At 63.4% G+C, this 15,590-nt stretch carries 8 protein-coding genes and 3 rRNA genes; 9 read left to right on the top strand and 2 right to left on the bottom strand.

The window, feature by feature from the left end; translation table 11 throughout:
* Positions 1 to 47 precede the first annotated feature (47 nt).
* The 5 genes from VUN84_02665 (at position 48) to VUN84_02685 (ending at position 6,268) form a co-directional block, all read left to right on the top strand.
* Positions 48 to 1,571: ribosomal RNA gene (locus tag VUN84_02665) — 16S ribosomal RNA — on the top strand.
* 391 nt (positions 1,572 to 1,962) lie between these two features.
* Complete coding sequence (locus tag VUN84_02670; GenBank protein ID XAS64600.1) at positions 1,963 to 2,094, top strand: hypothetical protein; 132 nt, start codon at positions 1,963 to 1,965, stop codon at positions 2,092 to 2,094.
* Positions 2,095 to 2,111: 17 nt separating this feature from the next.
* Positions 2,112 to 5,237, top strand: a 23S ribosomal RNA gene (locus VUN84_02675).
* Between the two features lie 203 nt (positions 5,238 to 5,440).
* Positions 5,441 to 5,557 (top strand): 5S ribosomal RNA (rrf, locus tag VUN84_02680).
* Together the 16S, 23S and 5S rRNA genes form the textbook arrangement of a ribosomal RNA operon.
* A gap of 210 nt (positions 5,558 to 5,767) precedes the next feature.
* Positions 5,768 to 6,268 carry an SRPBCC domain-containing protein gene (locus tag VUN84_02685; GenBank protein ID XAS64601.1) on the top strand — a complete coding sequence of 167 codons (501 nt, stop codon included), beginning with the start codon at positions 5,768 to 5,770 and terminating at the stop codon, positions 6,266 to 6,268.
* A gap of 161 nt (positions 6,269 to 6,429) precedes the next feature.
* Here the strand turns inward: VUN84_02685 and VUN84_02690 are convergent, their stop codons facing one another.
* Positions 6,430 to 7,461, bottom strand: a complete 1,032-nt coding sequence (locus VUN84_02690) for a LacI family DNA-binding transcriptional regulator (protein ID XAS64602.1) — start codon at positions 7,459 to 7,461, stop codon at positions 6,430 to 6,432.
* Between the two features lie 2 nt (positions 7,462 to 7,463).
* Positions 7,464 to 9,257: an alpha-amylase family glycosyl hydrolase gene (locus tag VUN84_02695; GenBank protein XAS64603.1), complete on the bottom strand. Its 1,794-nt coding sequence runs from the start codon at positions 9,255 to 9,257 to the stop codon at positions 7,464 to 7,466.
* 338 nt (positions 9,258 to 9,595) lie between these two features.
* Between VUN84_02695 and VUN84_02700 the strand changes: the two genes are divergently transcribed.
* The 4 genes from VUN84_02700 (at position 9,596) to VUN84_02715 (ending at position 15,554) form a co-directional block, all read left to right on the top strand.
* Positions 9,596 to 10,894, top strand: a complete 1,299-nt coding sequence (locus VUN84_02700) for a maltose ABC transporter substrate-binding protein (GenBank protein XAS65739.1) — start codon at positions 9,596 to 9,598, stop codon at positions 10,892 to 10,894.
* A gap of 165 nt (positions 10,895 to 11,059) precedes the next feature.
* The gene (locus VUN84_02705) at positions 11,060 to 12,703 is read left to right on the top strand and encodes an ABC transporter permease subunit (protein ID XAS64604.1); all 1,644 of its coding nucleotides are present in this window, start codon (positions 11,060 to 11,062) and stop codon (positions 12,701 to 12,703) included.
* Complete coding sequence (locus VUN84_02710; GenBank protein ID XAS64605.1) at positions 12,700 to 13,668, top strand: sugar ABC transporter permease; 969 nt, start codon at positions 12,700 to 12,702, stop codon at positions 13,666 to 13,668. Before VUN84_02705 ends, VUN84_02710 begins: the two co-directional genes overlap by 4 nt.
* Positions 13,669 to 13,670: 2 nt before the next feature.
* Positions 13,671 to 15,554: a glycoside hydrolase family 13 protein gene (locus tag VUN84_02715; GenBank protein ID XAS64606.1), complete on the top strand. Its 1,884-nt coding sequence runs from the start codon at positions 13,671 to 13,673 to the stop codon at positions 15,552 to 15,554.
* Positions 15,555 to 15,590 lie beyond the last annotated feature (36 nt).

Below are 15,590 nucleotides of genomic sequence, written 5' to 3' on the forward strand. Positions count from 1 at the left end.
CTGGCGCGTCCCGTTTTCCCGGGGGTGTTGGTTGTGTCTGTTTTACTTCAACGGAGAGTTTGATCCTGGCTCAGGATGAACGCTGGCGGCGTGCTTAACACATGCAAGTCGAACGATGATGCCAGCTTGCTGGTGGATTAGTGGCGAACGGGTGAGTAACACGTGAGTAACCTGCCCTTAACTCTGGGATAAGCCTGGGAAACTGGGTCTAATACCGGATATGACTCCTCATCGCATGGTGGGGGGTGGAAAGCTTTTTTGTGGTTTTGGATGGACTCGCGGCCTATCAGCTTGTTGGTGAGGTAATGGCTCACCAAGGCGACGACGGGTAGCCGGCCTGAGAGGGTGACCGGCCACACTGGGACTGAGACACGGCCCAGACTCCTACGGGAGGCAGCAGTGGGGAATATTGCACAATGGGCGAAAGCCTGATGCAGCGACGCCGCGTGAGGGATGACGGCCTTCGGGTTGTAAACCTCTTTCAGTAGGGAAGAAGCGAAAGTGACGGTACCTGCAGAAGAAGCGCCGGCTAACTACGTGCCAGCAGCCGCGGTAATACGTAGGGCGCAAGCGTTATCCGGAATTATTGGGCGTAAAGAGCTCGTAGGCGGTTTGTCGCGTCTGCCGTGAAAGTCCGGGGCTCAACTCCGGATCTGCGGTGGGTACGGGCAGACTAGAGTGATGTAGGGGAGACTGGAATTCCTGGTGTAGCGGTGAAATGCGCAGATATCAGGAGGAACACCGATGGCGAAGGCAGGTCTCTGGGCATTAACTGACGCTGAGGAGCGAAAGCATGGGGAGCGAACAGGATTAGATACCCTGGTAGTCCATGCCGTAAACGTTGGGCACTAGGTGTGGGGGACATTCCACGTTTTCCGCGCCGTAGCTAACGCATTAAGTGCCCCGCCTGGGGAGTACGGCCGCAAGGCTAAAACTCAAAGGAATTGACGGGGGCCCGCACAAGCGGCGGAGCATGCGGATTAATTCGATGCAACGCGAAGAACCTTACCAAGGCTTGACATGAACCGGTAATACCTGGAAACAGGTGCCCCGCTTGCGGTCGGTTTACAGGTGGTGCATGGTTGTCGTCAGCTCGTGTCGTGAGATGTTGGGTTAAGTCCCGCAACGAGCGCAACCCTCGTTCTATGTTGCCAGCGCGTTATGGCGGGGACTCATAGGAGACTGCCGGGGTCAACTCGGAGGAAGGTGGGGACGACGTCAAATCATCATGCCCCTTATGTCTTGGGCTTCACGCATGCTACAATGGCCGGTACAAAGGGTTGCGATACTGTGAGGTGGAGCTAATCCCAAAAAGCCGGTCTCAGTTCGGATTGGGGTCTGCAACTCGACCCCATGAAGTCGGAGTCGCTAGTAATCGCAGATCAGCAACGCTGCGGTGAATACGTTCCCGGGCCTTGTACACACCGCCCGTCAAGTCACGAAAGTTGGTAACACCCGAAGCCGGTGGCCTAACCCCTTGTGGGAGGGAGCTGTCGAAGGTGGGACTGGCGATTGGGACTAAGTCGTAACAAGGTAGCCGTACCGGAAGGTGCGGCTGGATCACCTCCTTTCTAAGGAGCACCTACAGCCACCTTGCCTCATGTATGTGAGTGTGGAGGGGTTGTCAGGAGTACGCCCGTTGCGCAGACGTAAGTTCTGCGGCGGGTGCTCACGGGTGGAATATCAACAAATAGCGGCCGCTGGTTTTTCCTGCGGCACTTAGTACGGTTCTGCACTTGTGTGGTTCCTGGAACGGTGTGCGGGGGGTGCTGGTGGTTTAGTGTTTGGCACACTGTTGGGTCCTGAGGCAACAGGACCGGTGGGGGGATGGCCTTTTGGGGTTGTTGTTCTGCCGGGACTTGTGTTTCTGGTTTCCTGGCTGCAGCGAGCACACGGTGTCGCCCCTTTTGCGGGGGTGCGTGTGGGGTGTGTGGTTTGGGGTTGTTGTTTGAGAACTACATAGTGGACGCGAGCATCTTTTATAAAGAAGCAATTTCCAAGAATATGAACCTGGATCTGGCTGCGCGTGGTGGCATTCCCTTTGTGGGGGTGTTGTTGGGTGTGGCTGGTTTTCGTGGTTCTCTCGAAAATTAGCGTTTTTGATCTTTTGTGGTCAAGTTTTTAAGAGCACACGGTGGATGCCTTGGCATTAGGAGCCGAAGAAGGACGTAGGAATCTGCGATAAGCCTGGGGGAGTCGATAACCGGACTGTGATCCCAGGGTGTCCGAATGGGGAAACCCCGCCAGGGGCGCGAGTCACCTGGTGACCCGCATCTGAACACATAGGGTGCGTGGAGGGAACGCGGGGAAGTGAAACATCTCAGTACCCGCAGGAAGAGAAAACAATAGTGATTCCGTCAGTAGTGGCGAGCGAACGCGGATCAGGCTAAACCGTTCCATGTGTGATAGCCGGCGGGCGTTGCATGGTCGGGGTTGTGGGACTTCCCATTCTGTCTCTGCCGGGACAGTGGGGTGTGTAGTGCAGGCATAGGTGAACGGTCTTGAAAGGCCGGCCAGAGAGGGTGTGAGCCCCGTAACCGAAATGTTGTGTACCGCCCGGGGAGTATCCCAAGTAGCACGGGGCCCGAGAAATCCCGTGCGAATCTGTCAGGACCACCTGATAAGCCTAAATACTCCCTAATGACCGATAGCGGACCAGTACCGTGAGGGAAAGGTGAAAAGTACCCCGGGAGGGGAGTGAAACAGTACCTGAAACCGTGTGCTTACAATCCGTCGGAGCAGCCTTGTAGCTGTGACGGCGTGCCTTTTGAAGAATGAGCCTGCGAGTTAGTGTTACGTCGCGAGGTTAACCCGTGTGGGGAAGCCGTAGCGAAAGCGAGTCTGAATAGGGCGTTGCAGTGGCGTGATCTAGACCCGAAGCGAAGTGATCTACCCATGGCCAGGTTGAAGCGACGGTAAGACGTCGTGGAGGACCGAACCCACTTCAGTTGAAAATGGAGGGGATGAGCTGTGGGTAGGGGTGAAAGGCCAATCAAACTTCGTGATAGCTGGTTCTCCCCGAAATGCATTTAGGTGCAGCGTTGCGTGTTTCTTACCGGAGGTAGAGCTACTGGATGGCTAATGGGCCCTACAAGGTTACTGACGTCAGCCAAACTCCGAATGCCGGTAAGTGAGAGCGCAGCAGTGAGACTGTGGGGGATAAGCTTCATAGTCGAGAGGGAAACAGCCCAGACCACCAACTAAGGCCCCTAAGCGTGTGCTAAGTGGGAAAGGATGTGGAGTTGCGAAGACAACCAGGAGGTTGGCTTAGAAGCAGCCATCCTTAAAAGAGTGCGTAATAGCTCACTGGTCAAGTGATTCCGCGCCGACAATGTAGCGGGGCTCAAGTACACCGCCGAAGTTGTGGATTTCAGATAGTAGCCAAGCCCTTGTGGTTCAGGCGTCTGGAGTGGTAGGGGAGCGTCGTGTGGGCAGTGAAGTCGCGGTGTAAACCAGCGGTGGAGCCTACACGAGTGAGAATGCAGGCATGAGTAGCGAAAGACGGGTGAGAAACCCGTCCGCCGAATGATCAAGGGTTCCAGGGTCAAGCTAATCTGCCCTGGGTAAGTCGGGACCTAAGGCGAGGCCGACAGGCGTAGTCGATGGACAACGGGTTGATATTCCCGTACCGGCGAAAAACCGTCCATGTTGAACAGGGGATACTAACTGCCCGAGACCTGCCCGATCGCCCTTGTGGTGTGAGGGTTTTGGTGGAGCGCGGGACCTGATCCTGGGAGGCAAGCGTATTAACAGGTGTGACGCAGGAAGGTAGCCAAGCCGGGCGATGGTTGTCCCGGTCTAAGGATGTAGGGCGAACGGTAGGCAAATCCGCTGTTCATGATGCCTGAGACCCGATGGGACCCCCGTCAAGGGGGGATTTGGTGATCCTATGCTGCCGAGAAAAGCATCGACGCGAGGTTTTAGCCGCCCGTACCCCAAACCGACACAGGTGATCAGGTAGAGAATACTAAGGCGATCGAGAGAATTATGGTTAAGGAACTCGGCAAAATGCCCCCGTAACTTCGGGAGAAGGGGGGCCCCCATCGTGATGGACACCAGCTGTCCGGAGCGTGCAGGGGCCGCAGAGACCAGGGGGAAGCGACTGTTTACTAAAAACACAGGTCCGTGCGAAGTCGCAAGACGATGTATACGGACTGACTCCTGCCCGGTGCTGGAAGGTTAAGAGGACCGGTTAGCCGCAAGGCGAAGCTGAGAATTCAAGCCCCAGTAAACGGCGGTGGTAACTATAACCATCCTAAGGTAGCGAAATTCCTTGTCGGGTAAGTTCCGACCTGCACGAATGGAGTAACGACTTCCCCGCTGTCTCAACCATAAACTCGGCGAAATTGCAGTACGAGTAAAGATGCTCGTTACGCGCAGCAGGACGGAAAGACCCCGAGACCTTTACTATAGTTTGGTATTGGTGTTCGGAGTGGCTTGTGTAGGATAGGTGGGAGACGTTGAAACCCGGACGCCAGTTCGGGTGGAGTCATCGTTGAAATACCACTCTGGTCACTTTGGACATCTAACTTCGGCCCGTAATCCGGGTCAGGGACAGTGCCTGATGGGTAGTTTAACTGGGGCGGTTGCCTCCTAAAAAGTAACGGAGGCGCCCAAAGGTTCCCTCAGCCTGGTTGGCAATCAGGTGTCGAGTGTAAGTGCACAAGGGAGCTTGACTGTGAGAGAGACATCTCGAGCAGGGACGAAAGTCGGGACTAGTGATCCGGCGGTACATTGTGGAATGGCCGTCGCTCAACGGATAAAAGGTACCTCGGGGATAACAGGCTGATCTTGCCCAAGAGTCCATATCGACGGCATGGTTTGGCACCTCGATGTCGGCTCGTCGCATCCTGGGGCTGGAGTAGGTCCCAAGGGTTGGGCTGTTCGCCCATTAAAGCGGTACGCGAGCTGGGTTTAGAACGTCGTGAGACAGTTCGGTCCCTATCCGCTGCGCGCGCAGGAAATTTGAGAAGGGCTGTCCTTAGTACGAGAGGACCGGGACGGACGAACCTCTGGTGTGTCAGTTGTACTGCCAAGTGCACCGCTGATTAGCTACGTTCGGATGGGATAACCGCTGAAAGCATCTAAGCGGGAAGCTCGCTTCGAGATGAGATTTCCATACACCTTGTGTGTGAGAGGCCCCCAGCCAGACCACTGGGTTGATAGGCCGGATGTGGAAGCGAGGACTAACGACTCGTGAAGCTGACCGGTACTAATAGGCCGATAACTTACACCACACACCACCCGGGCAAACGATTCAAAAGCGTTTGCACCACCGGGAGGTACAAAGATAACAAGACTGCACGCGTCCACTATGTGGTTCCCAACCAACAAACCCGTTGCTTGCGAACACAACAAAATAACAACACCACAGTTGTAACCAAAAGTTTCCCACCACCACCCCCCCCACGGGGCCCCTGGTACGGTGCGGAGAAAAAGTTACGGCGGTCATAGCGTGGGGGAAACGCCCGGTCCCATTCCGAACCCGGAAGCTAAGACCCACAGCGCCGATGGTACTGCACCCGGGAGGGTGTGGGAGAGTAGGTCACCGCCGGAACACCATTAAACGGTCGAGAGCCCCTAACCACCAGGTCAGGGGCTCTCCCGCATTTAACCCCCAAAACCAAACGGCACCCCGACAAGAACACCCCGACGCACCAGGGTCCCCAGGCCACACGGCAGGCCGGAACCCCGACAGGGGCGCACCCTCCCCGGGCAGCCGCGGGTGCACCGGGGCGGGCCGGGGCCGCGGGTAGAGTTGATGCCCATGGACAACCTCTTCAGCCACGCCGCCTCTGACGCTGCCGGCACGCCGGAGCCAGCCGCGGCGGACGGGCTCGACCCCGTCGTCTACACCGTTATGGTCCCGGGCGCTGTGGCTCGGGCCTTTGTCGGTTTCACCGAACACACCCACCTCTGGTGGCCGCTGGCGGAGCATGGCGTCTTCGGCGCAGGCTCCTACGTGGAATTCGAGGAGAACCTCGTCCTGGAGACCTCTGACGACGGCAGGACGGCCATCTGGGGGTCCATCGATGACTGGCAGCCGCCGCTGTCCTTCCATGCGAGCTGGCACCCCGGATCCTCCGCCGTGTGGTCCACAGAGCTGCGGGTCGCGTTCCGGGCCGTTGAGGACAGTACAGAGCTCCGCCTGGTCCACAGCGGCTGGGAAGGCGCGGAAGACCCCGCCGAGACGCGGGCCGGATACGCCGCCGCCTGGCCCGGAGTGCTGGACCGCTTCGTCCGTTTCATGGGTGGCGCCGGCGTCTGAGTGTCCCCGGACTTTCGACCGCTCGGGAGCGTTCCTGCCCAGTTGCTCAGAAGGCCGGTGCCTGGCACCCGAGAGTTCGCCCGGAGTCCCGGCGTTTCAGCCCCAGGGGTCGGGCCGGGAACCGGGCAGGAACGCGGCGGCGGGGCGCGAAAGCCGCAGGTTCAGCGCGGCAGCACCATATCCACCGGTGGAATGGCCGTACTCGACCGGATCACGAAGCGCGTCGGGTACTGCGTGTCGGCTGCCTCGGTGTCCCCCACACCGTCGAGCCCGTGCAGGAGGCGGCGGACCGCCAGGGCACCCTGGCCGCGCGCGTCCTGATCGATGGTGGTCAGTCCGAAGACTTCGCCCAGTTCGTGACCGTCAATGCCGATCACTGAGAGGTCATGGGGGACAGTCAGTCCAAAGTCGCGGGCAGCCAGGATGGTACCGATCGCCATTTCATCCGACGCCGCGAACACTGCCGTCGGCCGGTCCGCGGAACCACCAAGCAGCTGCCGGGCGCTGGCGTAGGCTCCCTGGATGGTGAAGTCGGCGGAGACTTGCCACTCGGGTCGGATTGCCAGTCCCGCGTCATTCATGGCCCTCTTGAAACCGGCCTGGCGGGTACCGGGCAGGCGGAAGTCCTGCTCGTAGGCGGCGTCGCCGGTCATGTGGGCGATCTTGCTGTGGCCCAGCTGGATGAGGTGGCGGGCCGCGGCCCGGGCGATGCCCGAATCGTCGATGCGGATGGTCGAGGCCCCGGGCAGCGGGCCGCCGATCCCGACGATGGGCCGGTGGATCGCGAGCAGCTGCTGGATTTCGGCCCCGCTGAGTTCCAGCGACACGGCAATTACCGCATCCACCCGTTTGCGCAGCAGGAAGTCGTTGAGCACGCTGTGCCGGCGTTCCTGCCCCCCGCTCACGTTGTACAGCGTGAGATCGTAGCCTGCGTCCAGGAGGGTTGCAGAGACGCCCTCCACCACCGAGGAGAAGTACCACCGGTGCACGGACGGAACCACGACGCCGACGTTGTGGTTCCGCCCGGACGCGAGGCTGGAGGCGTGGTAGGAGAGGACAAAACCGAGCTCGGCTGCGGCAGCCTGGGCGAGTTCACGGCTGCGTGCCGAGACATTGCCTTTGCCGCTCAAGGCCCGCGAAACGGTGGCTATGGAGAGGCCAGCGCGCTCCGCGACGTCCTTGATGCCGGGCATTCTTAGCTCTCCGCGTCCTCGATGTAGATTTCCAGCCAAACAGTTTCTCCTGAGCCTAACCGATGCCCGGAGCCGGGCAGTTCAGCTGGCTGGGATCCGTCCGCCGGGAAGCCCTGCGAGCTGCGCAGCAGGATCTGGCCGGCGGGCAGTTCAACGGGTTCCGGCCCCGCATTGAGCAGCACCAGAGTGGTTCCGTTGACATAGGCCAGGCAGGTGTCGGTGCACCAGTCCTCCGCCCAGGCCAGCGACCCCTGTCCGAGTCCCAGCTCCCGCCGCGCGGCCAGCATGCGCCGGTAGAGATTGAGGTGCGACGACGGTGAGGCGGCCTGGGTGTCACGAGCCAGTCCCGCGAAGCTCGCCGGCTGGGGGAGCCATGGTGCCGCGCCGTCCCCGAACCCGGCATGGATCTCGCCTGCACGCCACGGCAGCGGCACGCGGCAGCCGTCGCGGCCCAGGCGTTCGCCGCCGGTGCGGGCGAACGTGGGGTCCTGCCGCTGGTGGTCCGGGATGTCGATGCCGTCCGGCAGACCGAGCTCTTCGCCCTGGTACAGGTAGGCGCCGCCGGGCAGCCCGAGCATGAACATGGAGGCGGCCGCGGCCCGGGAACGACCCAGGGCCTCGTCCGGCTGCGGATCGAAGCTGCCGATCCCGTCGCCGTCGCGCGGTGTGTGGCCGTCGTAGCCGAAGCGGGTGGCGTGCCGCACCACGTCGTGGTTGGAGAGCACCCAGGTGCTGGGGGCCCCGACGGAGTCGAGCGCCGTCAGGGACTCCGTGATGACGCCGCGCATGCGGTGGACGTCCAGGCCGGTGTGCAGGTACGGGAAGTTGAAGGCCTGGTGCATTTCGTCCGGCCGGACCCAGTCGGCCAGGCGGGGGAGCGGATCCACGTTCGCTTCGGCGCAGAGGATGCGGTCCGGGCCGTATTCGGCCAGGATCCGCCGCCACTTGCGGTAGATCTCATGCAGGGCGGGCTGGCCGAACATCGGCGCGTCGTGGCCGGGGAACCCGTCGCAGCTGTTGCCGTCGGCGCGGCCGCCCCATTCGGGCAGCCCCGGTGCCTTGACCAGGGCATGGGCCACGTCCACCCGGAAGCCGGAGACGCCGCGGTCCAGCCAGAACCGCAGGACCCGTTCGAATTCCTCGTGCACGGCGTCATTGTCCCAGTTGAAGTCCGGCTGCGAGGTGTCGAACAGGTGCAGGTACCACTGTCCCCAGGTGCCGTCCGGCTCGGTGATCCGGGTCCAGGCCGGCCCGCCGAAATGGGACTCCCAGTTGTTCGGCGGCTCCTCGCCGAACGGTCCCCGGCCGTCGCGGAAGATGAACATGTCCCGTTCGGGGCTGCCGGCGGACGCGGCCAGGGCGGCCTGGAAGGCGACGTGCTGGTCCGAGCAGTGGTTGGGCACGAGATCGACGATCAGCCGCAGGCCTAGACGCGTGGCCTCGGCCATCATGGTGTCGAAGTCCGCCAGCGTGCCGAACAGGGGGTCGACGTCGCAGTAGTCACTGACGTCGTAGCCGGCGTCGCGCTGCGGTGAACGGTAGAACGGGGAGAGCCAGACGGCGTCGATGTCCAGGTCGGCCAGCTTCGGGAGCTCGGCGGTGATCCCGGCGAGATCGCCGATGCCGTCGCCGTTGAGGTCGCGGAACGAACGCGGGTACACCTGGTAGATGACGGCCGAGCGCCACCAGCCGGGGAGATGGTCTGCAGGGTGCACCGGCGTCAGGGGGCTGGTCAGGGGGCTGGTCAGGGTTCCGGCCAGTTCGGCGGGGACGGTAAATGCTGAGTCAACGGACATGCCGGTAATGATAGAGCCGAACCGGCCGAATTGAAAACGCTTCCAGCCGCAAACTTCGCGCGTCGTTCGGCGCCTGCAGGAGAGCGCCCTCTGGCCAGGGCCCCCGTCAGGTCACTGAACGGCGGCTGGGCGCGGGTGCCGCGGCTATCCCGGTTCGATTCGGCCGCAGACGTTACCCGCCGGTAGTGTGACTTTTCAAAGTCATGATCACCGTGTACTTTGGAAGCGCTTGCAGCTGTGAGCCACATCACCGACGATGCCACCGGGCCCCGGACTCTTCACCTGAGCTTTCCGACGGGGTCTTCTGCGTGGATGCAGGATTCATGAAAGGGACACCAATGAAGGTGCAGAACACCCTCACAACCGGGACCAGCCGCCGGGTCTTCACGGCCGGCGCAATCTCCGTAGTTGCCGCGCTGGCACTGAGCGCCTGCGGCGGCGCTGCAGCCACCGCCCCGGCAACCGCGACGGCCAAACCGGACCTCAAGGCCTCCGGGGCCAGCACCATCACCATGTGGGTCGATGCCGAGCGCTCACCCGCGCTAAAGGACATCACCGCCAAGTTCCAGGCTGACACCGGCATCGAAGTCAAGCTCGTGGTCAAGGACTTCGCCGCAGTCCGCGACGACTTCATCACCCAGGTCCCCACGGGCAAGGGCCCGGACCTGATCGTCGGCCCGCACGACTGGCTAGGCAAGTTTGTCCAGAACGGTGTCATTGCCCCGGTTGAACTCGGCGACAAGAAATCCGGTTTCCAGGACTCCGCCGTCAAGGCCATGACCTTCAACGGGTCCGTCTACGGTGTCCCGTACGCGATCGAGAACGTCGCGCTGCTGCGCAACACCGACATGGTGCCCGCGGCCGCCAAGACCTTCGACGAGGTCATCTCCAACGGCAAAAAGGCCGTCGCCGACGGCAAGGCGCAGTTCCCGTTCCTGGTCGGCATGGATCCCAAGCAGGGCGATCCCTACCACCTGTACCCGCTGCAGGCCTCCATGGGTTCGCAGGTCTTCGGCCTGGCCGCCGACGGCGGTTATGATCCCAAGCAGCTCCTGATCGGCGACGCCGCCGGTGTTGAGTTCGCCAAGAAACTGGCCGCGTGGGGCGATGCCGGCGAGAAGATCATCAACTCCAACATCACCGGTGACATCGCCAAGGAGAAGTTCCTGGCCGGCGAGTCCCCGTACTACCTGACGGGCCCGTGGAACGTTCCGGACGTGCAGAAGAAGGGCATCAAGTTCGCTGTGGACGCGCTGCCGGCCGCCGGTGACAAGCCGGCCCAGCCGTTCGTCGGCGTGAACGGCTTCTTCATCAGCGCCAAGAGCGCCAATGCCCTGGCCACCAACGAGTTCGTGACCAACTACCTGACCTCCGAGGCAGCCCAGGACTCCATGTACAAGGCCGGCGGCCGTCCGCCGGCGCTGAAGTCATCCTTCGAGAAGGCCGCCAGCGATCCCATCGTGGCAGCCTTCGGCAAGATCGGCGCCACCGGGGTCCCGATGCCGGCGATCCCGGAAATGAGCGCGGTCTGGGCTGACTGGGGAGCCACCGAGCTGGCCCTGATCAAGGGCCAGGGCGACCCGGCCGCAGACTGGGCCAAGATGGCCGCCAGCATCAAGGCCAAAATCGCGGGTTAGTCCCCGCTCCGGCCCCTGACACTCCGAGACTCCGACACTCCGAGACTCCGAGACTCCGAGACTCCGGAGAGCGTCACGGACCGCAAGCACCGGGCCGGGCGGCAGCCATGCCGCCCGGCCCGTTCCTGCACCACCACCAGCTTCTCCCTAGGACTGTAGACAGCCATGACAGAAACCGAACTCCACCAGGCCGGGACCTCCGCCGCCGCAACGGGCCCGGACGGCTCTCCCGGGCGACCGGGCCGCCCGGGCAAGCGCCGCCGCTTCGGCCCGGACACCACCAAGGGCACCGTCGCAAAGATCGTGTTGCTGGGCCTCGTGGACGCACTGGCCGTCTACGTCCTGATGATGCTTTTCCTCCGCCAGTCGTGGGGTGCGCTGGCCGTCTCCTCCGCCGTCGTCCTGGCGATCAACTGGATCTACCTGCGAAAGGGCGGCCTCCCCGCAAAGTACCTGGCCCCCGGTGTGCTGTTCCTGCTGGTCTTCCAGGTCTTTGTGGTCATTTTCAGCGGCTACATCGCCTTCACCAACTACGGTGACGGGCACAACAGCACCAAAGACGACGCGATCGCCGCCATCCAGCTCACTGCGCAGAAGCGTGTGCCCGACTCGCCGGCGTACAAGGTCGCCGTCCTCGAAAAGGGCAACACCTTCCACCTGCTTTTCACCGCCCCGGACGGCAAAATCGCGTTTGGCAGCACTGAGGAGCCGCTCGACGCCGTCTCCGGCGCTGGCAAGGACTCCACCGGCAAGGCGAACGCCCTGGACGGATACCGCACCCTGAACTTCCAGGAGATCGTGGCCAACCAGCAACAGATCCTGGGCATCACCGTTCCCGTCTCCTCCGACCCCGCCGACGGCACCCTGCGGACCGCCGACGGGAGCAACGCCTACCAGTTCAAACCGGCCCTGACCTATGACGCGGCGGCCGACACCTTCACCGACACCGACACCGGCGCGGTCTACCGGGACAACGGCGAGGGTGCCTTCGGGGCCAGCAACGGCGAGACTCTTACCACCGGGTGGAAGATCGACGTCGGCATGGACAACTTCGTGCGCGCCTTTACCGATCCCAGCCTGCGCGGGCCGCTGCTGGGCGTCATCCTCTGGACCTTCACCTTCGCCGTGGCCTCGGTGGCGCTGACCTTTGTGATGGGCATGTTCCTCGCCATGACCTTCAACCGCGAGGACCTGCGCGGCAAGAAGGTCTACCGCATCCTCATGATCCTGCCGTACGCGTTCCCGGCGTTCCTGTCCGGACTGGTGTGGTCCGGCATCCTGAACCCGCAGTTCGGCTGGCTCAACCAGACCCTGCTGGGCGGCGCCACGATCGGCTGGCTCACGGACCCGGTCCTGGCCAAAATCAGCGTCCTCGTGGTCAACCTCTGGCTCGGCTTCCCCTATATGTTCCTCGTCTGCACCGGCGCCCTGCAGTCACTGCCGGCAGAGCTGGACGAGGCTGCCCGGATGGACGGGGCCGGCCCCTGGCGTGTGTTCCGCTCCATCAAACTGCCGCTGCTGCTGGTCTCCATCGCTCCTTTGCTGATCTCCTCGTTCGCGTTCAACTTCAACAACTTCAACGTGATCTTCATGCTCACCGGCGGCGGCCCGCGGTTCGCGGACACAGACCGGGACATTGGAGCCACGGACATCCTGATCACCCTCGTCTACAAGGTGGCCTTCGGGCAGGGGACGGGGCGTGACTATGGCCTCGCCAGCGCCCTGGCAATCATCATCTTCATCATCGTGGCCACCGTGTCGGCCATCAGCTTCAAGCAGACCAAGGCACTCGAGGAAGTGAACTCATGAACGGGTCAGTAAGTACCGCCAGCGCGTCGGCGGCTCCCGCCGGCGTCGATGGCGCACCGGCGTCCAGCACCACCGACGTCGAGCATCTCCGCGGGCTGCAACGCCGGCGCCCCTTCGGTGTTTGGTTCAAGGACAAGGGCTGGCGGCACCTCGTCGGCATCGCCGTGACGATCTTCGCGATCTTCCCGCTGCTGTACGTCCTGTCCGCGGCATTCAATTCCACGGGCACGCTGGTGGGCTCCAACGCGCTGTTCAGCCGGATCGACGTCGGCAACTTCGTCGAACTGTTCAACAACCCTGCGCGGCCCTACGCCCGCTGGTTCGTGAACACCATGGTGGTGGGCGTCGTGACGTCAGTGGCCACGGTCTTCCTCGGCGCCATGGCCGCGTATGCGTTCTCCCGGATGCGCTTCAAAGGCCGCCGGATCGGCCTGCTGAGCCTGCTGCTGCTGCAGATGTTCCCGCAACTGCTCGCCGTCGTCGCGATCTTCCTACTGCTCAGCGGCATCTCCGAGGTCATCCCGGCGCTCGGGCTCGGCAGCCAGCTGGGCCTGATCATGGTCTACCTCGGCGGCGCCCTGGGCGTGAACACCTACCTGATGTACGGCTTCTTCAACACCGTGCCGCAGTCCCTCGACGAGGCGGCCAAGATCGACGGCGCCAGCCACACGCAGATCTTCTTCGGCATCATCATGCGCCTCGTCACCCCGATCCTGGCCGTCGTGGGACTGCTGTCCTTCATCGGCATTTCCGGTGAATTTGTGATCGCCAGCGTGGTGCTCACGGATCCGGACAGCCAGACCCTCGCGGTGGGCCTGTATTCCTTCGTCGCGCAGCAGCGGTCCGAGAACTGGGGCGTTTTCGCCGCCGGCGCCGTCGTCGCGGCCGTGCCGGTGATGGCGCTGTTCCTCTTCCTGCAGCGCTACATCGTCAGCGGCCTCACCCAGGGCTCGGTGAAGGGCTAGGCATGACCAGGCAGGGGAGGGCCGGGTTGCTGCCGCACCACGACGGCTCCGGCCTGTACGCCCCGCAGCAGGTGGCGCTCGGCGACGAGGCCCTGCTGCGGGTCCGGGTTCCTGCCGGGTGGGGACGGGCCACCAGGGTCTGGCTCCGCTCGATCCACGACGGTGAGCCCCGCTATGAGCCCTGCGCAGCTTCGGGCGAGGCCGACGGCTGGGCCTGGTGGGAGGCGCCCATGACCGTCACCAACCCGGTGGCCCGGTACCGGTTCCTGCTGGAGGCCGGGGAACGCTACTGGAGCCTGAACGCGCAGGGTCTATTCAGCCGGGACGTCTCCGACTATGCGGACTTCCGCCTCACCGCGTTCCCGGCAGCGCCGCAGTGGCTCCGCACCGGCACGATGTACCAGATCTTCCCGGACCGCTTTGCCCGATCTGCCGCGCCTGCGGAGGGCCCGGCCGCGGCGCAACACGTCCCCGATTGGGCTGTCCCCTGCAGCTGGGACGCCACCCCGGTGCAGGGGACAGGCCCGGACACCCCGTACCAGTTCTACGGCGGAGACCTCGCCGGCATCACCGAAAGACTCGACCACATCCAGGAGCTCGGCGCGGACGTCATCTACCTGACGCCGTTCTTCCCCGCACGCTCCAACCACCGCTATGACGCCTCAACCTTTTCGTCCGTGGATCCGCTCCTCGGCGGGGACCAAGCCCTCGTGGAGCTGGTGGAGGCCGCCCACTCCCGCGGTTTGAAGGTCATGGGCGACCTCACCGCCAATCACTCCGGCGACGCCCACGAATGGTTTCGGCGGGCCCTCGCGGAACCGGACGCCGCGGAAGCGGGCTACTACTACTTCAACGGGGACCACAGCGAATACGAGGCCTGGTACGGCGTGTCCTCGCTGCCCAAACTCAACTGGTCATCGGAAGGGCTCCAGCAGAGGTTCGTCCTGTCAGAGGACTCGCCCGTGGCCCGTTGGCTCAAGCCGCCGTTCAGCCTGGACGGCTGGCGGATTGATGTCGGCAACATGACCGGACGGCTCGGGGCCACGGACCTCAACCAGGACGTCGCCCGGTTGATCGCCGGCCGGGTCCGCGAGATCAACCCCGAGGCGGCGCTCCTGGCCGAGGCCACCAACGACGCTGCGCCGGATTTCAGCGGTGAACACTGGCACGGCGCCATGACGTACTCCAACTTCACCCGGCCGCTCTGGTCCTGGCTCGCCGGGGACGCCCCGCACGTCAATTTCTTCGGCACGCCTTTGGCCGGACCCAACCGGACCGGCGCCGAGGACTTCCTGGCCACCCACCTGGACCTGGCCGCCGCCTTCAGCTGGGGCGTGCGGCAGCAGAACATGAACGCCTTGAACAGCCACGACACGGCGCGGGCCGCCACCGTCATGATCGACGGCGGGCAGCGGCTCGGGGCCGTGCTGATGTTCACGCTGCCCGGTGTTCCCGTGGTGTTTGCGGGCGATGAATTCGGCCTCAAAGGGGACAACGGGGAGGCTTCGCGGACGCCGATGCCCTGGAACGATCCGGACCGGGTCCTTGATGACCTCCGGTCCGACTACGCTGCCCTCGCTGCGTTGCGCCGGGACCAGCCCGCCCTGACCGGCGGCGGGATCCGGTGGCTGCACGCCGAGGGCGATGCGCTCGTGTTTATACGGGAAACAGCCGGGACCTCCGTGCTCGTCGTCGTCACCCGGGCGGCGGCGGATGTGGCACTGCCGGCGGGGATGCTCACCGGCGCCCAGCTCGGGGCACTCGCGGACGCTCCCGCGTTCGCCGCCGGGCAGGTATCGGCGGAGGGCGCCAATGCAGCCGCCCTGATCTGCACCCGCGGTCCTGCCTCCGCCGTCTGGGTTCTGCCCGGCACCACGCAGCCCTAAGCACTCCGGCTGCGGTCCCGGCTTAGACTGAAGGCC

The organism is Micrococcaceae bacterium Sec5.8, assembly GCA_039636775.1.
In the GTDB taxonomy this organism is placed as follows: domain Bacteria; phylum Actinomycetota; class Actinomycetes; order Actinomycetales; family Micrococcaceae; genus Arthrobacter.

Coding starts and splice junctions, on each gene's coding strand:
- VUN84_02710 (XAS64605.1), top strand. CDS start 12,700: ATGAACGGGTCAGTAAGTACCGCCAGCGCGTCGGCGGCTCCCGCCGGC.
- VUN84_02695 (XAS64603.1), bottom strand. CDS start 9,257: ATGTCCGTTGACTCAGCATTTACCGTCCCCGCCGAACTGGCCGGAACC.
- VUN84_02690 (XAS64602.1), bottom strand. CDS start 7,461: ATGCCCGGCATCAAGGACGTCGCGGAGCGCGCTGGCCTCTCCATAGCC.
- VUN84_02715 (XAS64606.1), top strand. CDS start 13,671: ATGACCAGGCAGGGGAGGGCCGGGTTGCTGCCGCACCACGACGGCTCC.
- VUN84_02700 (XAS65739.1), top strand. CDS start 9,596: ATGAAGGTGCAGAACACCCTCACAACCGGGACCAGCCGCCGGGTCTTC.
- VUN84_02705 (XAS64604.1), top strand. CDS start 11,060: ATGACAGAAACCGAACTCCACCAGGCCGGGACCTCCGCCGCCGCAACG.
- VUN84_02685 (XAS64601.1), top strand. CDS start 5,768: ATGGACAACCTCTTCAGCCACGCCGCCTCTGACGCTGCCGGCACGCCG.